24 protein-coding genes and 1 tRNA gene are annotated in these 20,393 nt (G+C 27.8%); 20 read left to right on the top strand and 5 right to left on the bottom strand.

The window, feature by feature from the left end:
- Positions 1-6 precede the first annotated feature (6 nt).
- The 13 genes from selA to GOQ27_RS01620 all read left to right on the top strand — a co-directional run bounded on the left by selA (position 7) and on the right by GOQ27_RS01620 (position 12,451).
- Positions 7-1,425, top strand: a complete 1,419-nt coding sequence (gene selA / locus GOQ27_RS01680) for an L-seryl-tRNA(Sec) selenium transferase (protein WP_203365081.1) — start codon at positions 7-9, stop codon at positions 1,423-1,425.
- Position 1,426: 1 nt separating this feature from the next.
- Complete coding sequence (gene selB / locus GOQ27_RS01675; RefSeq protein WP_203365080.1) at positions 1,427-3,334, top strand: selenocysteine-specific translation elongation factor; 1,908 nt, start codon at positions 1,427-1,429, stop codon at positions 3,332-3,334.
- 73 nt (positions 3,335-3,407) lie between these two features.
- Positions 3,408-4,103, top strand: coding sequence for a response regulator transcription factor (locus GOQ27_RS01670; protein WP_203365079.1), 696 nt, complete (start codon positions 3,408-3,410; stop codon positions 4,101-4,103).
- A 136-nt stretch (positions 4,104-4,239) separates the two neighbouring features.
- Positions 4,240-5,526 (top strand): sensor histidine kinase, encoded by a 1,287-nt coding sequence (locus GOQ27_RS01665; RefSeq protein ID WP_252187710.1) that lies wholly within the window; start codon positions 4,240-4,242, stop codon positions 5,524-5,526.
- A 9-nt stretch (positions 5,527-5,535) separates the two neighbouring features.
- On the top strand, positions 5,536-6,390 hold the full coding sequence (locus GOQ27_RS01660; RefSeq protein ID WP_203365078.1) for a GerMN domain-containing protein: 855 nt from the start codon (positions 5,536-5,538) through the stop codon (positions 6,388-6,390).
- A gap of 123 nt (positions 6,391-6,513) precedes the next feature.
- Entirely contained in the window at positions 6,514-7,047 is a 534-nt protein-coding gene (locus tag GOQ27_RS01655) for a sigma-70 family RNA polymerase sigma factor (RefSeq protein WP_203365077.1), read from the top strand.
- Positions 7,040-8,440, top strand: a complete 1,401-nt coding sequence (locus GOQ27_RS01650; RefSeq protein WP_203365076.1) for a DUF4179 domain-containing protein — start codon at positions 7,040-7,042, stop codon at positions 8,438-8,440. The genes GOQ27_RS01655 and GOQ27_RS01650 overlap by 8 nt, the downstream gene beginning before the upstream one ends.
- A 533-nt stretch (positions 8,441-8,973) precedes the next feature.
- On the top strand, positions 8,974-9,759 hold the full coding sequence (locus tag GOQ27_RS01645) for a GNAT family N-acetyltransferase (RefSeq protein WP_203365075.1): 786 nt from the start codon (positions 8,974-8,976) through the stop codon (positions 9,757-9,759).
- Between the two features lie 122 nt (positions 9,760-9,881).
- Positions 9,882-9,978 (top strand) — tRNA-Sec (locus GOQ27_RS01640).
- A 146-nt stretch (positions 9,979-10,124) separates the two neighbouring features.
- Positions 10,125-10,505, top strand: a complete 381-nt coding sequence (locus GOQ27_RS01635; RefSeq protein ID WP_203365074.1) for a universal stress protein — start codon at positions 10,125-10,127, stop codon at positions 10,503-10,505.
- A 58-nt stretch (positions 10,506-10,563) separates the two neighbouring features.
- Positions 10,564-11,040, top strand: a complete 477-nt coding sequence (locus GOQ27_RS01630) for a DsrE/DsrF/DrsH-like family protein (protein ID WP_203365073.1) — start codon at positions 10,564-10,566, stop codon at positions 11,038-11,040.
- A 98-nt stretch (positions 11,041-11,138) separates the two neighbouring features.
- Complete coding sequence (locus GOQ27_RS01625) at positions 11,139-11,438, top strand: DUF1232 domain-containing protein (protein WP_203365072.1); 300 nt, start codon at positions 11,139-11,141, stop codon at positions 11,436-11,438.
- Positions 11,439-11,446: 8 nt separating this feature from the next.
- Positions 11,447-12,451 carry a homoserine dehydrogenase gene (locus GOQ27_RS01620; protein WP_203365071.1) on the top strand — a complete coding sequence of 335 codons (1,005 nt, stop codon included), beginning with the start codon at positions 11,447-11,449 and terminating at the stop codon, positions 12,449-12,451.
- Between the two features lie 22 nt (positions 12,452-12,473).
- Here the strand turns inward: GOQ27_RS01620 and GOQ27_RS01615 are convergent, their stop codons facing one another.
- A complete protein-coding gene (locus GOQ27_RS01615; RefSeq protein ID WP_203365070.1) occupies positions 12,474-12,965 on the bottom strand; it encodes a dihydrofolate reductase in 492 nt (163 codons plus the stop codon).
- Between the two features lie 13 nt (positions 12,966-12,978).
- Positions 12,979-13,806, bottom strand: a complete 828-nt coding sequence (locus GOQ27_RS01610; RefSeq protein WP_203365069.1) for a thymidylate synthase — start codon at positions 13,804-13,806, stop codon at positions 12,979-12,981.
- Positions 13,807-13,996: 190 nt separating this feature from the next.
- On the opposite strand from GOQ27_RS01610, the gene GOQ27_RS01605 reads away from it, so the two are divergent.
- The 4 genes from GOQ27_RS01605 (at position 13,997) to phaZ (ending at position 17,432) form a co-directional block, all read left to right on the top strand.
- A complete protein-coding gene (locus tag GOQ27_RS01605) occupies positions 13,997-14,791 on the top strand; it encodes a class I SAM-dependent methyltransferase (protein ID WP_203365068.1) in 795 nt (264 codons plus the stop codon).
- A gap of 47 nt (positions 14,792-14,838) precedes the next feature.
- The gene (locus GOQ27_RS01600; RefSeq protein ID WP_203365067.1) at positions 14,839-15,102 is read left to right on the top strand and encodes a GIY-YIG nuclease family protein; all 264 of its coding nucleotides are present in this window, start codon (positions 14,839-14,841) and stop codon (positions 15,100-15,102) included.
- Positions 15,103-15,233: 131 nt separating this feature from the next.
- The gene (locus tag GOQ27_RS01595) at positions 15,234-16,307 is read left to right on the top strand and encodes a PRK06851 family protein (protein ID WP_203365066.1); all 1,074 of its coding nucleotides are present in this window, start codon (positions 15,234-15,236) and stop codon (positions 16,305-16,307) included.
- Positions 16,308-16,535: 228 nt separating this feature from the next.
- Positions 16,536-17,432, top strand: coding sequence for an intracellular short-chain-length polyhydroxyalkanoate depolymerase (gene phaZ / locus GOQ27_RS01590; RefSeq protein WP_350445868.1), 897 nt, complete (start codon positions 16,536-16,538; stop codon positions 17,430-17,432).
- Positions 17,433-17,458: 26 nt separating this feature from the next.
- On the opposite strand, the gene GOQ27_RS01585 is transcribed toward phaZ, so the two are convergent.
- Together GOQ27_RS01585 and GOQ27_RS01580 are read right to left on the bottom strand one after the other, a co-directional pair.
- Entirely contained in the window at positions 17,459-17,773 is a 315-nt protein-coding gene (locus GOQ27_RS01585; protein ID WP_203365065.1) for a YbjQ family protein, read from the bottom strand.
- Complete coding sequence (locus GOQ27_RS01580) at positions 17,754-17,966, bottom strand: hypothetical protein (RefSeq protein WP_203365064.1); 213 nt, start codon at positions 17,964-17,966, stop codon at positions 17,754-17,756. Before GOQ27_RS01580 ends, GOQ27_RS01585 begins: the two co-directional genes overlap by 20 nt.
- Positions 17,967-18,094: 128 nt before the next feature.
- On the opposite strand from GOQ27_RS01580, the gene GOQ27_RS17250 reads away from it, so the two are divergent.
- From GOQ27_RS17250 to GOQ27_RS01570, 3 genes are all read left to right on the top strand, one after another.
- Positions 18,095-18,217: a GNAT family protein gene (locus tag GOQ27_RS17250; protein WP_286673003.1), complete on the top strand. Its 123-nt coding sequence runs from the start codon at positions 18,095-18,097 to the stop codon at positions 18,215-18,217.
- 144 nt (positions 18,218-18,361) lie between these two features.
- Positions 18,362-19,042, top strand: a complete 681-nt coding sequence (locus tag GOQ27_RS01575; protein WP_203365063.1) for a LiaF transmembrane domain-containing protein — start codon at positions 18,362-18,364, stop codon at positions 19,040-19,042.
- 27 nt (positions 19,043-19,069) lie between these two features.
- Positions 19,070-19,687 (top strand): nucleotidyltransferase domain-containing protein, encoded by a 618-nt coding sequence (locus GOQ27_RS01570; RefSeq protein WP_203365062.1) that lies wholly within the window; start codon positions 19,070-19,072, stop codon positions 19,685-19,687.
- A gap of 39 nt (positions 19,688-19,726) precedes the next feature.
- Here GOQ27_RS01570 and GOQ27_RS01565 read toward each other — a convergent pair whose 3' ends face one another.
- The gene (locus GOQ27_RS01565) at positions 19,727-20,281 is read right to left on the bottom strand and encodes a biotin transporter BioY (RefSeq protein ID WP_203365061.1); all 555 of its coding nucleotides are present in this window, start codon (positions 20,279-20,281) and stop codon (positions 19,727-19,729) included.
- Positions 20,282-20,393 lie beyond the last annotated feature (112 nt).

Here is a 20,393-nt window from a genome sequence, read left to right as displayed (position 1 = left end):
AGATATATGGAAAATAAAAACATACTATTTAGAAGTCTACCTAAAGTTGATGAAATTCTTCAAAAAGAAAAAATAGAAGAAGCTTTGAATTATATCCCCCGAGATATAGTATTAGAATCTATAAGAGAAGTGATAGAAGATATTAGAAAAAATATTCAATCTTCAACTATAACAAAAGCATCTATTGAAGAAAGAATACAAAGGATAGATTATGAAATTATAGAAAAAGCCAAAATGAAAATTCAACCGAAGCTTAGAAAGGTTATTAATGGAACTGGTACAATAATCCATACTAACTTAGGAAGATCTTTAATTTCTCGAGAGATAATGGAGAGAGTTGTAGAAATAGCATCAGAGTATTCTAATTTAGAATATGATCTAGAAGAAGGTAGAAGAGGGTCTAGATATAGTCATATAGAAGATATTATATGTAGAATAACTGGAGCAGAAGCAGCATTAGTAGTAAATAATAATGCTTCTGCTGTTATGCTTATATTAAGTACTCTAGCTAAAAATAAAGAAGTAATTGTATCTAGAGGAGAATTAGTTGAAATTGGTGGATCTTTTAGAGTTCCTGAAGTAATGGAACAAAGCGGAGGAAAATTAGTTGATGTAGGTACCACAAATAAAACTCATCTATGGGATTATGAAAAAGCAATAGGAGAAGATACATCAGTCTTATTAAAAGTACATACAAGTAATTATAGAATAGTAGGATTTACAGAATCTGTTTCAATAGAAGAACTAGTTAAACTTGGAAATCAAAGGGGTATTCCTGTAGTTGAAGACATTGGTAGTGGAGTTTTAATAGATTTAAGTAAATACGGATTAAGTTATGAGCCTACAGTTCAAGAGTCAATAAATAGAGGAGTAGATATAGTAAGCTTTAGTGGTGATAAGCTATTAGGTGGTCCCCAGGCTGGAATTATTGTAGGAAAGAAGGATCTAATAGATAAAATGAAAAGAAATCAATTAACTAGAGCTATAAGAGTAGATAAAATGACAATAGCTGCTTTAGAACTAATTCTAAGGGAATACTTAGATGAGGATAAAGCCATTAGGAATATTCCTACTTTAAGAATGCTTACAATACAATTAGAGGAAATAGGTATAAAAGCAGAAAAACTATATAATTTAATTATTAAGAATGTTGATAAATTGTCAGTTGAAATAGTTGATGATTTTTCTCAAGTAGGAGGGGGCTCACTGCCTTTAGAGCAAATTCCTACAAAGGTATTGAGTATTAAAAGTGAAGATTTCAGTGTTAATTTACTAGAAGAAAGTTTACGTACTTTTAGAACACCAATAATTACTAGAATTAATAATAATAATCTTCTTATAGATTTAAGAACAGTAGAAGAAAAAGATTTTGATATAATAGTTGAAGGAATTATATGGGCAATTAATAACTGTAGGAGTGTTTAGTATGAAGAATATTATTATAGGAACAGCAGGACATATAGATCATGGAAAAACAACATTAATTAAAGCTCTTACTGGAAGAGAAACAGATAGATTGAAAGAAGAAAAGAATAGAGGGATATCTATAGAACTTGGATTTACATATTTTGACTTACCCAGTGGTAGAAGAGCAGGTATTATAGATGTACCGGGACATGAAAAATTCATTAAAAACATGTTAGCTGGAGTTAGTGGTATGGATGTAGTGATATTAGTAGTTGCAGCAGATGAAGGTATCATGCCTCAAACTGTAGAACACCTAAATATACTTAATCTATTAAATTTAAAAAAAGGAATTGTAGCCCTAACTAAGTGTGATTTAGTTGATGATGAATGGAGAGAGCTTGTTAAAGAAGATATCAAGGAAAGTATTGAGAATACATTTCTTGAGAATAGTCCAATAATAGAAGTATCATCTACCAAAAAAACAGGAATAGAAACTTTAGCAGCAGAAGTGGATAAACTAACAGAGAAATTAGAAGATAGAGATAGTGATAACGTTCCGCGACTACCTATTGATAGAGTTTTTACTTTGACAGGATTCGGTACAATAGTAACTGGAACTCTATTACAAGGAAGCTTAAAAGTAGGAGATGAGGTAGAGATATTTCCAAAGAGAATAAAAAGTAGAGTGAGATCAGTACAGGTACATGGGGAAGACTCTGAGGAAGCTTTAGCAGGACAAAGGGTCGCTATAAATCTAGCTGGTGTTAAAAAAAATGATTTAGATAAAGGAGATATTGTTGCTCTACCAGAATCTATGGTAAATACCATGATGTTAGATGTTAAATTAAATTTACTAAAAAATTCTCCATGGATAATAGAAAATAGGACAAGATTGAGACTTTATTTAGGAACTCAAGAAATACTGTGTAGAGCAGTCCTTTTAGACAAAGAGTATCTTACTCCTGGAGAAAGTGGTTATGTTCAATTAAGATTAGAAGAAGAAACTTCAGCCAAGATAGGAGACCGTTTTATAGTTAGGTTTTATTCACCTATGACTACAATAGGTGGTGGAACTATTTTAGATGGAAGCCCTACTAAGAAAAAGAGGTTCAAAGAAAATGTAATAGATGACCTGAAAATAAAAGAAACTGGAGATAATGAAAGAATAATAGAGGAAACTATCAAAGACAAAAGCAGAAAATTCCCTTCTACAAAAGAATTAGCCACTGAATTAGTAACTAATGAAAATGAAATAATAGATGTAACTGAAAAATTATTGGAAAAGAAAAGAATATTAATTTTTGAAACCTCTGGTATAAAGTATTATATTCATGAAGATTATTTTGTATCTATGAAAGGTAAAATAGAAGAGTTTTTGAAGGAATATCATAATAAGAATTCTCTAAAACTTGGTATTTTAAGAGAAGAATTGCGAAGTAAATACTTTATTAATATAAAACCTAAATTAGGAGAGCTATTTATTGATAAGTTAATAGAAGCAGACATCTTAAAACAGAACAATCTCTATATATCACTATATAATTTTGAGGTTAGTTTTAATAATAAAGAGATGGATATAAAAAATGCTATAGAGGATGGGATTTTATCAAACAAATTTACTCCTCCAAAAATAAGTGATCTAGTACAAAAATTAGATTATAAAAAGGATGATATTATAAAAATACTTGATTCTATGATCCAAAGAGGAGAAATAATATTATTAGATGAAGACTTAATATTTCATAAAAAAGCCTATGATGAGGCAAAAAGGATGATAATCAGTTATCTCCAAAAAAATGAATTTATTACCTTGGCAGAGTTTAGAGATCTTTTAGATACTAGCAGAAAATTTGCTATGGTACTATTAGAAGACTTTGATAGAAATAAATTTACTAAAAGAATTGAAGATAAGAGGAAATTATATTAAAATAAATTAAAGGAGTAATTTAATTTATTTAATAATATTTATTCGAAAGACAAATTTAATTTGAGGTGATGAAATGGCTAGTAATATATTAATTGTTGATGATGAGGCCCTATTAGTGAAAGGTTTAAAATATAGTCTTGAGCAGGATAGTTATGATATAGATACTGCATATGATGGTAGAGAGGCGTTAAATAAGGCTAAGAGCAATGAATATGATTTAATCATATTGGACCTTATGTTACCAGAGATGGATGGATTAGAGGTATGTCAGAAGATAAGAGAAACATCTCAAGTGCCAATTATTATGCTTACTGCTAAAGGTGAGGATATGAATAAAATATTAGGTTTAGAATATGGAGCGGATGACTATTTAACTAAACCATTTAATATTTTAGAACTTAAAGCTAGAATTAAAGCTATATTAAGAAGATCTATTAGTAAAGAATCAAAAATAGGAGATCAAGTGATACATGTTGAGGAATTTACTATAAACACTCTTGGTAGAAAAGTTTCTATAGGGGATAAGGATGTAAATCTTACTGCTAAAGAATTTGACTTATTATTATTATTAGCTACAAATCCAGGGAAGGTATTTACAAGAGAAGAACTTCTGGAAATAATTTGGGGATATGAGTATTTTGGAGATTTAAGAACAGTTGATGTTCATATCAGAAGATTGAGAGAAAAAATTGAAAAGAACTCATCACAGGCTGAATATATCCTAACAAAATGGGGAGTTGGTTACTATTTTAGGAGTAAGACTCAATAAAAAAACAAGATTTATAAGTATTAGGTGGAAACTTGTTTCCACCTATTTATTATTAGTAATAATTTTATTAGGAATTATTAATGTATTTATTTCTAGGACTATTACAAATATATATTTAGAAGAAAAAAAGATAGATATGCTGGCTAAAACAAATATAATAGCAAACAATATTGATTATTATACTAATAGTGTACCAAACTCAATTCTTTATGAATTAATGAGAAATGAGGTTATTAGATACAGTAAAGAAATAAATTCAAGGATTATTATTATTGATAATGATAATAAGGTCAAAGTAGATTCAAGAGAGGAATTTATTGGAGATACATTTAAACATGAGGAAGTGCAAAAGGCTCTAAAAGGTAATAGTGCTGCTAATATATATAATTATAAAGAATATGGACGATTAATGTATACCTCAGTACCAATAATATTAAATAGTAAAATAATAGGAGCTGCCTTAATTTCGACATCAATTGACAATATCTATAGTAGAGTTGAGGATATTGAAAATGCTTTATATATAATATCCTTTATCAGCACTTTATTTATTGCATTAATTAGTTTTATTCTAGCTAATATATTTTCAAAACCAATAAAAAAGTTCACTAATGCTATCATGAATATGGCTAAAGGTAATTTAAACCAAAGGGTAGATATTGATACTAATGATGAATTTAGTCAATTAGCATCGGCATTTAATATAATGAGTACAAAATTAGATCAAGTAGATATACAGAGAAAAGACTTTGTAGCGAATGTATCTCATGAATTGAGAACTCCTTTAAGCTCGATAAAATTATTATCAGAATCTTTATTACATCAAGATAATGCAGGAGTAGAAATATATCGTGAGTTTTTAACTGATATAGATTCTGAAATTGATAGATTAAATAATATAATTGATGATTTACTAACCTTAGTGGATTTAGATAAAGAGAGATTAAATTTAAATTATAAAGTTACCTATGTAAACTATTTATTAGAAAAAATTATAACTAGATTAAAACCTATTGCAGATAAAAAGAATATAAGTATAAGTTATAAAGCAGAAGAAAAATTGCAAATTAATTTAGATAAGGATAAAATCCAACAATCTATAATAAATATAGTACACAATGCAATAAAGTATACCCCTAATGGCGGGAATGTAGAAGTGAAACTACACTCTGATGGGAAAAATGTAGTTATTGAAATTTCAGATGATGGAATAGGAATCCCAAATAAGGATTTAGAGCACATATTTGAAAGATTCTATAGGGTGGATAAAGCTAGGACAAGAAACACTGGTGGTACAGGTTTGGGGCTCTCTATTGCATATCAGATAGTAACATTACATCAAGGTAAGATAGAAGTAGAAAGTGAAGTTGATAAAGGAACTACATTTTATATAAAATTGCCAATAGATACCAATATGGTCTAGGAGGTTAATATGAATAAAAAACTTTTTTTAATTAATATAATTATAATATTAACCATTTTAGCAGGATGTAAAAACTATGATGATATAAGTCAATCGAATGATAAAACACCTATAATATCTCCTTATTCTTCTGAAAATAATTTTGATGTAACTCTTTATTATCCTGATAAGAATCTTGAGAGATTAGTACCAAAAACTATAAGAATAGAAGATATAACAAATAATCTTGAAATAGAAGTATTAGAGAAATTAATAGAAGGAATAAAGGATAAAGATATAAAAAATTTGATACCACAGAAAACTAAAGTCAGATCTATAGATATTTCTGATCAGATAGCTTATATAAACTTATCTAAAGAAGTAAACAAAGAAGATATAACTCAAGAAGAAGAGGCCTTACTTATATATTCTATAGTTAATACTATGACACAAATTGACTCAATTAATAGTGTTCAAATATTGATTGATGGTGAAAGAAAAGATATTTTCTCAAATTATTACAATATAGAAAGTCCTTTAAAATATAGTGAATTAATAGTAAAAACTAACTATGTTGATCCAATTGATACAATAAAAAAGTACTATGATATAGTTAAAAGACAAGATCCAAGTGAATTAGTGGATATATTTAAAGAAGTAGATAAAAAAAGTAGAATAGCATATGGTATGCAACATATCAATAGAGATATAAAGCAATATAATATAGAAGGTTTTAAAATAAACAACTATAAACAAACTATTTTAGTTGATGTAAGAATAAAAGTAATTACAAATGAAGATAAAGAAATAGATAAAAACCATGTCTTTAGTCTAGTATACGTTGAAGAAGAGGATGTCTTTAAAATAAGTGATATATATGAGTAAAGTTGAAATAAGCCATTGAAACTGACAAAGTTTCCAATGGCTTTATTTATTGTTTAGTTACTCTAAAAAATATGAAACTTTTTTGAGAGTTTTCCCCACTAATATATTGAAAGGAGGCAGGATATGAAAGAAAAAGAGTACAAATTAATAAAAAAATCAATAAAAGGAGATAAAAAAGCTTGTGAAAAATTAATTAAAAAACATTATGAGCAAATTTATCGTACAGCTTACTTATATGTACATAATAAAGAAGATGCTTTAGATATTGTTCAAGAGGCAACTTATCAAGCTTTAATATCTATTCACACTTTAAAACATCCTGAATATTTTATGACTTGGTTTACAAAGATTGTTATTAGATGTTCAGGTCAAGTACTTTCAAAGAGAAAAAATATAGTCTCTTTAACAGATGGAATTTTATTAAAATTAGATTCTGATATTGGTGTAATAAATGACGATTCTCTATACTTAATAGATGCTATTGGGAAACTAAAAGAAAATTATAGAACAGTAATAGTCCTTTTTTATTACTATGATTATTCTATTAAAAAAATTGGTCAGATAATGGAAGTACCTGAGGGGACTGTAAAAACTTATTTAAGTAGAGGTAAATCCGCATTAAAAAAGGATTTTGAAAAGGAGAGAAATTATGGATAATAATAAAATAAAATTAGCTATTGATAAAATAGAAGTGCCTAAAGAAGATGTGTTAAATGCAATTAGAAAAGGTATGGAACAGGATAGGGAATCTGTAATGAAAATTTCTGCTAAAAAGAAATTTATGATTAGTTATTTGGCTACCGCAGCTGCTTTGGGGATTATATTTCTGTCAGGTTTTATAAGTCCCAAGATAAATCAAGTATTAGCTAGTGCTCCTTTTATTGGAAGAATATATGAAGAATTCGGTGATAAACTGGGAATTGAATTGGCTAAGGAGGACTTAGTAACACAATTAGATGAAGAAATAACACGAAATGGAGTAACAGTTAAATTAAAGAATGCTTATTTCGATGGTGATATACTTTCGGTTATAGGACATATAAATGGTAATGTTGGAAATGGAGAATTAAGCATTGATGTTAATTTTGAAAATCATAAAGGTGATAATGATCCTTGGCTTAATGGCAAGTCGACTGCTATAAAGAAATCAGATGAAGGATATGATTTTCAATGGAAGTTCAAATATCCTTATAAAGAAATAGATAAAGAGTTTACATTACCTATATCTATTCATAATATAAACGGAATTAAAGGAAATTGGAATTTTAATATTCCAATTAAACAAGAGATAAACGAAACACTAGTTATTAATCAGTTTAAAGCTTATGAAAGTGAGGAAATTAGGATAAATATTAATGAAATTAATACAGCTAAGGCTACTACAACTATGATATTTGAGACTATTTCAAAACATAAAAAGGATCAAATAGATTTTTATAAGGCGGAAGATGATTATGGAAATGTATTATTTACTCATGAAAATAATACTAACCTTAATCATTCGAAGGAAGAAGATGGGTACCATAATCTTTTACGAAAGAATATTAATAAAGTAGATAAAAGTATAAAATCAATTAAACTATATCCCTTTGTTAACATCTCGGAATCTCCAGTTCAAGAGTCTTTGGATAAATCAGCATTTATATTAAAAAGTAAACGTACGGACATGGCAATTGAAGTAAACAATGTGACTAAAGATAATAATAAATTAATATTTGATTATAATTTTAATGGGTTACCACAAAATATAAGTGAGGATAAATTAGATATTATAGTTCATAATCTATCTTATAGTTTCTTATTAGTTGATAAAGATTTTGTAAATGATATTAATCCAGATAATCCTGTACCTCCTAAGGATCATAGTATATCAAAAAATAACGTTAAATTAATTAATAAAAATACTTATCACTTTAGGTCAGTTTTCCCTCTTGATGGAGAAGAAAAGATAGAAAATTTATCATTAAAGGATACTATTTTACAATTTAATTTCGATAGCTTTATTGAAACTAAAAAATTAGAGCCATTTTCTATAGAGTTAACAAATTAATAAAAAAACTTTAGAAAAGTATTTTAAACATTGAAGTTAGAAATAATAGATTGTGAAGTTTTTCATCTTTATATGTTTAACTATTACGACGACAAATCGTCGTAATAGTTAACTGAAATCTTGACATAAGGAATAAATGCTTTAATATAAAAGTTTATCGTACCTTATGGTATCCAAAACCTGTGAAGTGATTTTACATAATTGAATATTGCTATGAATAATACTGATTAATAACCACTTGAGACGATTAAAGTTTCAAGTGGTTTTGTTTGGTTTTGGATAGTTGTAAGTTTTTCAATCGCAAAATGGTCACATGGGTACCGGTGGCGTATGTAGTTCTATAGTTTATAAAGAATAAATTAGATAGAATTAATAGAACATACTGTTTATTCAGTATCTTTCATGCTATAATTTAAGAGTTGGTTTTATTTTAAATTTTTATTAATATAAAAATTTAAATAGGTATGGTACAAAGTGTAAATACTATGTAAATATAATGTATTTAATTTACATAGACATAGGGGGATATAATTATGGATAACTTATTAAAAGATAGGGTTGATCTATTAAAAGACTGTGAAGATGAATATCTTTCATATTATACTACTTTTACTGATCATGAAAATTATAGAGTTTATGTAGACAAAAATATTAAAAACATGTATACCCATAACTTTACTTATGTTAAGAGTGGTTTAGACGATAAAATTGCTTTTAGTTTGGTTAAAGAAAAAATAGAGGAAAATAAAGAGAAATCTTTTATGAATTTTCTATTTGCACCAGATTATTCTTTAGATTGGAATGAATTTAAAATATTAGGCATAGAAGTTTCATGTTTATTGTACATGATGATCGAGACTGAAAAAATGAATATTATCAAACTAAACAATGAATGTACTGTGAAAATTGCTGATAATGAAAAAATGTTATATGACGGAATTATATGTGAAATAAAAGGTGAAGATGATGGGTTCGCATTTTTATACAAATGCAATACTCATAAAAAAAATGTATTTTTACAAAATAAAGATAACTTATTTTATTTTATAGCTTACATAAATGAAGTGCCAGTGGGTAAATGTGAAGTATTAATTAACGAACATCTATTACGAATTGAAAGTTTACTAGTGTTGAATAGTTTCAGGGGTAAAGGAATAGCTAGCAGTATTTTAAATTCTATAAAAGAATTTGCTCTACAAAAAAATATCAAAACAATATATCTTATGGCGGAAGAAGATGATACACCTAAATTAATGTATAGTAAAATGGGATTTAATATAGTGGGTAAAGAAACATGGATGCTTTGGGAAAAACATTAATTTTGCACACAAAGCATTCAAATGGAATAAAGAGTCAAAAGTGTGCTAAAAAATGTTAACATTAACCTTGACACATAGTATAAATATGCTATAATATACTAGTGTCAAATAACATAATCTATGGGAGTAGATGGGTGCTGGTGTGCCTTCTGGTCTTCAAAACCAGTTCGGGGCGTTAGGAGCGTCCTGGGTGGGTTCGATTCCCACATATTCCCGCCACAGTAGATAAGAGCCTTTTGGGCTCTTTTATTTTTGCTTATTTTTAAGTTAATATTTGAATATATATGGAAACTTGATATAATATTTAATGGGGAGAAGTTAATGACATCTATAGTTTTGATTCGATTCGTTGAAAGGAGTCATATATGAAAACTAAAAAAGTAATGGTATGCGTAACTCAACAAAAGACTTGTGAAAGATTAATAGAAAATGGATACAAAGAAATTGATAATGATCAACAAGAGTTGTATGTGATTCATGTAGTAAATGAAAAAGATACTTTTTTGTATGAAAATAATGATGGAGATGCCTTGGAATATCTTTTTAGAGTTTCTAAAAAAGTAGGTGCTGATTTAACAGTTATTAGATCTAAAGATGTAATAAAAGCAATGGTGGATTTTGCTAAAGATAAAGGAATAACTAATATTATTATGGGTTCATCACCAGAAGGACAGGATATTCAAAATCATAGTATAGCATTAAAGCTTAAAAAACATTTACCTGGACGACAATTTTTAATAATTTAAAAATAAAGAATTATAAACACTCTCTATGGAAAAAATATTTCTGAAAGGGAGTGTTTTTTTGAATAAAAGATTAAATTTATTAGTGTTCAGTGGTGAGTATGATAAAGCTTTAGCTGCATTGATATTAGCAAATGGTGCTAGAGAGATGGGAATGGAAGTCACTATCTTTTTTGCCTTCTGGGGATTATTAGTTATTAGAAAGGAAGGATATGAAGAAGATATACATGAGACTTTATACCAGAAAGCTTTTAAAAGTATGACTCCTAAGTGTGCAGAAGATCTTAATATTTCTAATATGAACTTTTTAGGAGCAGGACAGAAAATGTTAAAACATATGATGAAAGAAAGTGGTAAGCCTATGTTAAAAGACTTTTTAGATGGGGCAAGACATAAAAATGTAAAATTCTATGCCTGTAAACTTTCTCAAGAGGTCATGGGATTTAGTGAAGAAGAGTTAATTGATGAGGCTATAACTATGGAAGTGTATGATTACTTAAAGGATGCTTTAGAATCAGATATACAGCTATTTATATAACCCGTTATTACGGGTTATTTTCTTGTAACTATGCTTTTTTAAAATGAAATATACTGATATAATATTATTATAAAATAAAATTATGAGGAATGATGTTAATGAGAAATTTTTTTTATAAATTAACTATGATACCTAAATTTCTAAAAGATAGTGATGTGGCTATACCTAAAAAACTATTAATTATATTTGCAATAGCATACACTATTTCTCCTATTGATATTATACCTGATCCAATTATACTAGTTGGTTGGATAGATGACATTGTACTGTTGCTCTATTCATGGACTAAATTATCAGAGTACTTAGAAAAATATATTCCAAAGAAAAAGAATGTTATTAAATTTAGAAAAAAGGATATTATTGAAGATGTTGATTATGAAATTGAGGATAAGGAATAGTGATGATAATGAAGAAAAAAATAATTATTTCAGGATATGGCAAAGTAGCAAAGGAAATATTAAAACTTTTAAAAGAATACAGGGTACTTTTTACTAAAAAGTACAATATTGAGTTTATTGTCGTTGCTGTTATTGGCAGTAAGTTTCTGCTCTATCAGGAAGAAGGGATAGATATAGATGATTTATCATTGTATGGTTTGGGTTCTTCTTCATTAGAAAATTACGCTAAAAACAAAAGAATAAAGTCTAAGACTCTTAATGATATTAAAGGGGGTCTACTAATAGAGTCAACACCTACTGACATAAATACTGGAGAACCAGGGTATTCATATATCAAATGGGCCATTAAAAATAAAATGGACGTGGTATCCTTATCAAAGGGAGCATTAGTAAAATACTTTGACGAAATCATGGAAATGAAAATAGAATCAAATTCTCAAATAAAATATAGTGGAGCAACAATGGCAGCATTGCCTTCTATGGATGTAGGGTTATATAGTCTATCTTCAACTAAAATAGACAGGATTGAAGGTATTTTAAATGGTACTAGTAATTATATTTTGACTGAAATGTATAATAAAGAAGAAAATTTTGACCAAATAATTAAAAGATCTCAAGAAGAGGGAATAGCTGAAAAAAATATAGACTATGATATAAAAGGAATAGATACAGCAAATAAGCTATATATTCTTACGAAATCTTTACTGACTAGTACAATGAATTATAAAAGTATTAAAATAGAAGGTATTGAGAATATAAGTATAGAAAAGATTAGAGAAGAAAAAAGAAAAGGAAATAAAATTAAACTAATAGGAATTGCAGATGATGAAGGTATAGAAGTAAGGCCTATGGAAATATCTCAATCTAATCCTCTATATTACGTAGATGGAAAAGAGAAGGGAATAGTCTACTATACAAAAGACATGGGTAAAATAGTAGTATCAGGTGGAGAATCCTCTCCTAAAGGGGCTGCTTCCTCAGCTATTAAAGATATGATAAATATATATAGATAATAAAAAATAGACTCTATAGAGTCTATTTTCGTTTATATATGGTAAAAACATGAGGATATTTATTATAGATGTTTTCAAAATCACCACTAATACTGTCTATATTCCATTCTTCCTCTTCTATTTTAGGGAAAAAAGTATCTGCTGAAAATTCATTAAATATATGGGTTATATACAATTTATTTGAGTAGGGCATCATTTGTTCATAAATAGATGCTCCTCCACAGATAAATATCTCTTTATCTTTATATTCTTTAAGATGATCAAGAAGTCTGTCTATACTATTTACTACTATTGCACCATCTAAATTAATGTTTTTTCTTGTTAGGACGATATTGATTCTATTAGGTAAAGGTCTTTTGGGAAGGGATAGATAAGTATTATATCCCATAACAATAATTTGACCATTCGTAACATTTTTAAAATATTTTAGATCCTCTGGAATATGAGCTAATAATTTATTTTCATTACCTATACCATTATTCTTATCTAGAGCTACTATCATACTAATATTCATATTAATACCTCCATTATATAGCTAATTCGAATTTAAGTTGAGGTTTTATTGGTTCGTAGTCAACCATTTTAAAATCATCTAGAGTAAAATCATAGAAATTGGTCTTATCAGTATCTAATATCAATTTAGGATTTTTATCACTAGGCTTTCTTTGTAATAATTCTTTTGCTTGTGAAATGTGTCTATCGTAAATATGTAGATTTTGAATATGATGGGCAAATATACCAGGCTTATATCCAGTAGCCTTTGCTACCATCATAAGTAATGCCACATACTGGATTTTATTTATATGTCCAGCTACAAGATAATCGTTTGAACGCTGTATTAATGTCACATCTAAATATTCCCCTCTTACACTCCATTCAGTCATAAATGCACAGGGATGTAATCCTTTCGTTTCTTCAAAATCAGAGTATTGATACATATCTATTATATGTCTTCTTCCATAGGGTTGGTCTTTTATACCATTTAATAATTTATTCATTAAATCATACTTTTTTACAGTTGCTCCATATCTTTGTCCAATAGTTCCATCTCCAACATTCCAATCATCCCACCAATGAATGTTATATTTATTCTTTAATACTTCAAGTTTGTTACTTTGGTCTTGATATATCCATAGAATTTCTTTGATACCACTTTTCCAAGCTGTAGGTCTCAGTGTAGTAATTGGAAATTCCCCTTTAGAAATATCATATTTTTCATATACTTGAGTAATAAATAGAGTATGGGCAGGGGTACCATCCTTATAGTGGGGGCGGACCTTACCATCTTCTGTACTATATCCATCTTCTATAATTTCTTTAATATTATTTACATATAAAATATCAGCTTTTGTCACTTTGTAACCTCCTTAAATACATTTTAATATTAATTATATCATAGGTATAAGTTAATAAAGTAAATTATCTTCAAATAGTATCATATCCCTAGGGTATATATAATGAATCCCCTATGGGATAACTATCATATAAACAATCTAATTTAAATATAGTAATATATAATGTAAAATTAAAAATGAGGGATATAATATGGACAAATTAAAAAGAAAAAGCTCACATAATATATTTTCTGAATACGATAGACTAGCTTCTGAATATCCTATTGACGTGTTTAAGGATATATTAAAATATAGTAACTGTGATAAAAATGATAAAATATTAGAAATTGGATGTGGAACAGGAAAAGCAACTGAAAAGCTTTTACAATTAGGTGTTACTAATATAACTGGCATAGAAATTGAATATAACTTAGGAACTTATTTATGGAAAAAGTTTAATAAATATAAAAAGTTCAACATAAATATATCTTCATTTGAAGATTGGGAAGGGGTATCCCTGGATTATGATATAGTGCTTTCAGTTAATGCCTTTCACTTTATACCACCAGAAATTGGGTATAATAAAGCTTACAAATACTTAAAAAGAGAGGGTTTTATTGGACTGTTTTGGTCTATGGAGACTCCTGGAAATAAAGAGTTAGATATACAATTAAGAAAAATATATAGAAAATATGTGCCAGGATTGATTGATTTAAAATTACCTAACCTTGATGATGAAATATATAATAGAAAAAATGAAATTCTTAACTCTAATTGTTTTGATAACATTAAAGCATGTAAATATTCTTGGCATAAAGAATATACATCAGATGAGTATATTAAATTATTAAGTACAAATCCCTCCTATAGATTATTGGATGAAGAGATAAGATATAAACTATTCAATGAAATGATTAAAACAATTAATCAATATGGAGGAAGCATAGACAAAAATTACTCAGGAGTATTATTAATGGGTAGGAAAACATCTGAGAGTAGAAAATGAATGATATGATAAAATAATAAGTAAATATTTTATGATAGGATGATTTAATGAACTACGTATATATATTAAGATGTAAAGATAATACTCTTTATACTGGCTGGACAACAAATATCCAAAAAAGATTAGAGGTCCATAACAGTGGAAAAGGAGCTAAGTATACAAGAGGTAGAATACCAGTGTTATTAGAATATTATGAGGCTTATCAATCGAAAAGTGAAGCTACTAAGAGAGAATATGCAATAAAAAAACTTAATAAATATGAGAAAGAAAAACTAATAAAACAATTTAACATTAATAAAGATAAGAAATAGATTAATAAAAGAATTATAAATCAGAATCTTTCATAATTATTATTATATTTAATATATTTGTGACCATTTGCAAAGAGTATATATAGTATAGAGTAGGATTAAAATTATTAAGATATGAAAGGGGTTAAACAATGTCTACAATTAGGAATTTCTTTCCAGGGGGAAATACATCGAAAGGGTTTTACTCATATTATGATTATATAATAGAACAAGACGCAAATAGGATTTTTGTACTTAAAGGTGGTCCAGGAGTAGGAAAATCTTCAATTATGAAAAAAATAGGTAAACATCTTAATAACATAGGATATGCTGTAGAATATCATCATTGTTCTTCAGATAATAATTCTCTTGATGGAATAGTTATACCAAAGCTTAGAGTTGCCATGGTAGATGGAACAGCACCTCATATAGTAGACCCTAAAAATCCTGGAGCTGTTGATGAGATTGTAAATATGGGTGATTTCTGGGATAAAGATAAAGTAGAGGAAAAGAAAGAAGAAATATTATCTGTAAACAGTGAAGTTAGTAAATGTTTTAAAAGAGCATATAAATTTTTAATGGCTTCAAGACCTATAGTAGAAGATATTATTGAGAAGAATTCAGAATCTATGATCTTTGGTAAGGTTAACCTAGCAGTAAATGAGTTTATTTCTGAAATATTTATGGGAAGTCCTTATTCAGATAAGAAAGGTAAAATAAGACATTTATTCGGTAGTGCATATACGCCTAATGGTCATATTGAGTATACTGAGTCTATATTATCAAATGCTGCGAAAGTTTACGGGATAAAGGGGGATTATGGAACAGGGAAAACTACAGTTCTAGAAAAAATATTCTATAGTGCAATAGAGAGAGGTTTAGATGTTGAGGTGTTACATACGCCCTTAATTCCAGAGAAAATAGAATCAGTATATATTAAAGATATAAAAGTTGGTATAACGATTAGTGATGCTTTTAAAGATAAAAATAATACTCTTAATTTAAATCAATATATAAATAATAATATAATTGATAAATATAGAGAAAAAATAGAAGAAGATAGAAAATTAGTAAATGAATTAATAGCAAGAGCTATAGAAAATTTAAAAGAAGCTAAATCTTTACATGATAAGTTAGAAAAATTTTATATTCCCAATATGAATTTTAATGATGTTGATTACTTAGAAAAAGAATTAATAAACAGAATATTAAAATATGATAAATAAAAAGGATATCTTAAGATATCCTTTTTATTTATCACTTAAAGGAATTCAATTGGTGTATAAAGAATATATAATTATTAACATATATTATTGTACAAACTTAATACACTATGTATAAATATAATACAAAAATATTTTGTTAATATTTATTTGAATAGCTATTTTTAGACAATAGACATATGGTACAAAGATTGCATTATCTAAATAATAAACTATTAGGAGGAATTTACTGTGGAGACTACTCTAAAATCAATAGAAATTGGAAATGGTGAAACCTTAGGATATAGAGAGGGTGGCAGTGGTGATAACACTCTGATATTAATTCATGGGAATATGACATCATCAAAACATTGGGATTTAGTAATGGAAAATCTTCCGAATGAATATAAGATTTATTCCATAGATTTAAGAGGATTTGGTATTTCTACTTATAATCAAAGAATTGATTCTTTGAAAGACTTTTCAGAAGATGTAAAATTATTTGTGGATAAATTAAACATTAAAAACTTTTCATTGGCTGGTTGGTCTACTGGAGGTGGAGTAGCTATGCAATTCACAATTGATTATCCAGATTATGTTAAAAAGCTTATTTTAGTTGAATCAGTTGGTGTTAGTGGATATCCAATATTTAAAAAGAATGAGATTGGAAAACCAATAATAGGAGAATTCTTAACAACTAGAGAAGAGGTTGCAATGGATCCTGTTCAAGTGTTACCTATACTAAATGCATATAAAAATAAAGATAAAGACACATTAAGACAGATTTGGGAAATGACTATATATACTCACAATAAGCCTGAGGAAAAAAGGTATGATGAATATTTGGAGGATATGTTAACCCAAAGAAATTTAGTTGATGTAGATTATGCTTTAATGACCTTTAATATAAGCAATAAACATAATGGGGTAGTAGAAGGTAAAAATTTAGCCCATAAAATAGATATACCTACATTGATTATTCAAGGGGACAGGGATTATGTTGTTCCAATGGAAATGGCTAAGGGAATAGAAGAAGCTATAGGGGATAATGCTACTTTAAAAATTATAGAAAATAGTGGGCATTCACCATTGATTGATAATCTTGATAATTTAATCGAGTACATAGTGAGTTTTATAGATCAAAAATAAACAAAGACCCTAACCAGGGTCTTTGTTTATTTTGTTTTAACAGCAGTACCATAGATTAAAATTTCAGCAGCTCCTTGAGTCACGGCAGTGGTTGAGTACCTAATATTAATGATTGCATCAGCCCCCAGGCCCTCTGCTTCCTTTACCATTCTAGATGTAGCAATTTGACGAGCTTCATCAATCATTTCAGCATATCCACTTAGCTCTCCTCCTACTAAGTTCTTTAAACCAGCAGCAATATCTCTACCCACATGTTTTGCTCTTATTGTACTTCCTTTAACTAAACCAAGGGATTCAGTTATTTCTACATTTGTTATGTAATCAGTATTTACCAATAACATCTTTTTCCTCCTCCTTTTCTTTTAATCTTTCTTTAATTAAAACAACTATTAAACCCACCAGTGCTATAAATAATATTGAAATAGTTATAATATAAAAAATATGTATATTTATTGAATCCATTACTGTGAAGATATTAAACAATACCATAGCCAATATACTTAAAACTATAAGCCAACTAAAAATATTTTTCATGATATCATCTCCTCTAAATTAATTATAGCATCATTAAAAATAAATGTGTTAATTTTTTATAAAAATTTTTTATACTAAAAGGGTTTAAAAAAGAATATATAGAAGTATATTCAAAAGGGGGATTGATGATGTTAAAAGGGAATAAAATTCAATTAAATGTATTCAGTTTTAATGAAAGGGCAATAAATTCATATAAGGAAAATGGATTTGCTAAAGAAGGAAGAATTAGAAAAATGATATTCAGAAATTGAGAGTATCATGATGATATAATTATGGGAATCCTCCGAGAAGAATATTAAAGATAAAATTAGATCAAATATCTAGAATAAAGGATTTATTAATTTTTTATTGAATAATAATATAATATATTCTAAGAAAAAAGTGGGAGTGATTTAATGAGAAAAAATTTATTTGGGGTTATTATTATTTTGGTGGGAATTATATTACTTTTGAATGCTAATGGAATTTTAGACGTAAGTATAGGAAGTTTGATTTCAACTTTTTGGCCATCAGTCCTTATATTAATTGGGTTATTTAGTTTAATAACTAATCCTGCATCGAAAACAGGAGGACTGATAGTATTTATTATAGGAGTTATGTTTCAATTAAGGAATCTAGATTATTTTAACATTTTTGAGTACCTAGAGTTTTGGCCAGTTGTACTTATATTAGTAGGATTATGGATTATATTTTCCTCACAAAATAAGTGGCAAAAACAAAGTAAGGATGCATGTAATCCTATAGCAGTATTTTCAGGTATTAATCTAAAAAATTCTTCTGATAAGTTCAAGGGGGGGAGTGCAACAGCTATTTTTGGGGGAATTGATTTGGATTTAAGAGAAGCTAAAATAATAGACGAAAATGAAGCTGTAATAGATGTTTTCGTAGCTTTTGGAGGATTAGACATATATGTGCCAAATGGATGGAATGTAGTTGTCAAAGGTATTCCTTTATTTGGAGGGTGGAGTAATAAGACAACAAATAAAGGTAATGATAAATTACCTACTCTTAGAATTAACTGCTTTGTTATGTTTGGGGGATTTGAAATAAAAGAATATACAGGAGTAATAAACTAATATTATTGATATAGAGAAGGTGAATTAATGTATAATGAATATATTGAAGAAGTAAAGAAATATTTGATTAATAAATATAAAGTCCACACTATTGTTCTATATGGATCTTACGCCAAAGGAAACTTTACTGATGAAAGTGATATTGATATCCTATGTTTTTATGAAGGGTATGAAAAGCTACATGATAGCTCTATTATAATGGATAAACAATTAGATGCATGGATATATCCTATCACCCAATCAAGAAAAGCTAGGGACTATATACATATTCATGGGGGTCAATTAATCTTAGATAATAGATATATTGGAGAGAGATTATTAAATGATATAGAAGAAGAGTATAATAAAGGACCAAAGATAAAAACTGATGAGGAAAAGGAACATCTAAGAAATTGGTTAAACAAAATGAATGAGAGAACTAAGAAAAGAGATATTGAAGGAAATTTTCGATATCACTGGATGTTGAAGGACAGTATAGAAATATATTTTAATATCAAAGATATGTGGTATTTAGGACCTAAAGAGTCGTTAAAATGGCTATATTTTAATGATGAGAAGGGATATGATCTTTTTTCAAAAGCACTTAAAATAGAAGCTAGTGAAGCTGATGTTGATAATCTTATAAAATATATTATTAGTTTATAAAACTAGAAATCCACCCTGGGGTGGATTTCTACATATTAATTAAATTGATATCAAATTTGCTTTGAGTAATGATTCTTTTAACTTTATAGCTAGTGGTACAGTTATTCCTATTTTAATTAAATCAGGTATTATAAATGGAATAATAGTAAATTTTAATGTATTAGCATAAGTCATTCCTGATAACTTATAAAATTGCATTGATCCTAAAGAATAAATAATTAAAAGTCCTAATATAAAGGATATACTATATATTATTGCATTTTTAGTTTTGCTTCTACTACTAAATGATTTTGCTAATAATCCAATAATAAAACTAGCAATTGGAAAACTCCATATGTACCCACCAGTAACTCCTGCTAGGACTTGTAGACCTGAATATCCATTAGCAAATACCGGTATACCGATTGCTCCTAATAATATGTATACTATTTGAGACATAGCTCCGTATTTGCTTCCTAAAATTACTCCTGATAATAATACAGGTAAAACTTGTAAGGTGATTGGAACACCTGAAGGTAATGGTATAGATATTTGGGCACATATAGCTGTCAAAGCTACAAACATGGATACTGATGCAATATTTTTAGATTTCATAAGCTCACTCCCGTTATAATATTTGATTGTCAACTAAAGTTAAAACAATGGTTAACAATTAAATATTAATATAATACAGTGGCATTGTCAACTTAAAAATAAAAAGAGGTTA

The organism is Anaeromonas frigoriresistens (genome assembly GCF_016820655.1).
Lineage (GTDB): Bacteria > Bacillota > Clostridia > Tissierellales > SIT17 > Anaeromonas > Anaeromonas frigoriresistens.
The sequence above is the reverse complement of the archived record's forward strand: the minus strand, read 5'-3'. Positions and strand labels throughout refer to the sequence as shown.

Excerpts from the sequence above, each read along its gene's own strand:
- selA (WP_203365081.1), top strand. The coding sequence starts at position 7 with ATGGAAAATAAAAACATACTATTTAGAAGTCTACCTAAAGTTGATGAA.
- selB (WP_203365080.1), top strand. The coding sequence starts at position 1,427 with ATGAAGAATATTATTATAGGAACAGCAGGACATATAGATCATGGAAAA.
- GOQ27_RS01670 (WP_203365079.1), top strand. The coding sequence starts at position 3,408 with ATGGCTAGTAATATATTAATTGTTGATGATGAGGCCCTATTAGTGAAA.
- GOQ27_RS01665 (WP_252187710.1), top strand. The coding sequence starts at position 4,240 with ATGCTGGCTAAAACAAATATAATAGCAAACAATATTGATTATTATACT.
- GOQ27_RS01660 (WP_203365078.1), top strand. The coding sequence starts at position 5,536 with ATGAATAAAAAACTTTTTTTAATTAATATAATTATAATATTAACCATT.
- GOQ27_RS01655 (WP_203365077.1), top strand. The coding sequence starts at position 6,514 with ATGAAAGAAAAAGAGTACAAATTAATAAAAAAATCAATAAAAGGAGAT.
- GOQ27_RS01650 (WP_203365076.1), top strand. The coding sequence starts at position 7,040 with ATGGATAATAATAAAATAAAATTAGCTATTGATAAAATAGAAGTGCCT.
- GOQ27_RS01645 (WP_203365075.1), top strand. The coding sequence starts at position 8,974 with ATGGATAACTTATTAAAAGATAGGGTTGATCTATTAAAAGACTGTGAA.
- GOQ27_RS01635 (WP_203365074.1), top strand. The coding sequence starts at position 10,125 with ATGAAAACTAAAAAAGTAATGGTATGCGTAACTCAACAAAAGACTTGT.
- GOQ27_RS01625 (WP_203365072.1), top strand. The coding sequence starts at position 11,139 with ATGAGAAATTTTTTTTATAAATTAACTATGATACCTAAATTTCTAAAA.
- GOQ27_RS01620 (WP_203365071.1), top strand. The coding sequence starts at position 11,447 with ATGAAGAAAAAAATAATTATTTCAGGATATGGCAAAGTAGCAAAGGAA.
- GOQ27_RS01615 (WP_203365070.1), bottom strand. The coding sequence starts at position 12,965 with ATGAATATTAGTATGATAGTAGCTCTAGATAAGAATAATGGTATAGGT.
- GOQ27_RS01605 (WP_203365068.1), top strand. The coding sequence starts at position 13,997 with ATGGACAAATTAAAAAGAAAAAGCTCACATAATATATTTTCTGAATAC.
- GOQ27_RS01600 (WP_203365067.1), top strand. The coding sequence starts at position 14,839 with ATGAACTACGTATATATATTAAGATGTAAAGATAATACTCTTTATACT.
- GOQ27_RS01595 (WP_203365066.1), top strand. The coding sequence starts at position 15,234 with ATGTCTACAATTAGGAATTTCTTTCCAGGGGGAAATACATCGAAAGGG.
- GOQ27_RS01585 (WP_203365065.1), bottom strand. The coding sequence starts at position 17,773 with ATGTTATTGGTAAATACTGATTACATAACAAATGTAGAAATAACTGAA.
- GOQ27_RS01580 (WP_203365064.1), bottom strand. The coding sequence starts at position 17,966 with ATGAAAAATATTTTTAGTTGGCTTATAGTTTTAAGTATATTGGCTATG.
- GOQ27_RS17250 (WP_286673003.1), top strand. The coding sequence starts at position 18,095 with ATGTTAAAAGGGAATAAAATTCAATTAAATGTATTCAGTTTTAATGAA.
- GOQ27_RS01575 (WP_203365063.1), top strand. The coding sequence starts at position 18,362 with ATGAGAAAAAATTTATTTGGGGTTATTATTATTTTGGTGGGAATTATA.
- GOQ27_RS01570 (WP_203365062.1), top strand. The coding sequence starts at position 19,070 with ATGTATAATGAATATATTGAAGAAGTAAAGAAATATTTGATTAATAAA.
- GOQ27_RS01565 (WP_203365061.1), bottom strand. The coding sequence starts at position 20,281 with ATGAAATCTAAAAATATTGCATCAGTATCCATGTTTGTAGCTTTGACA.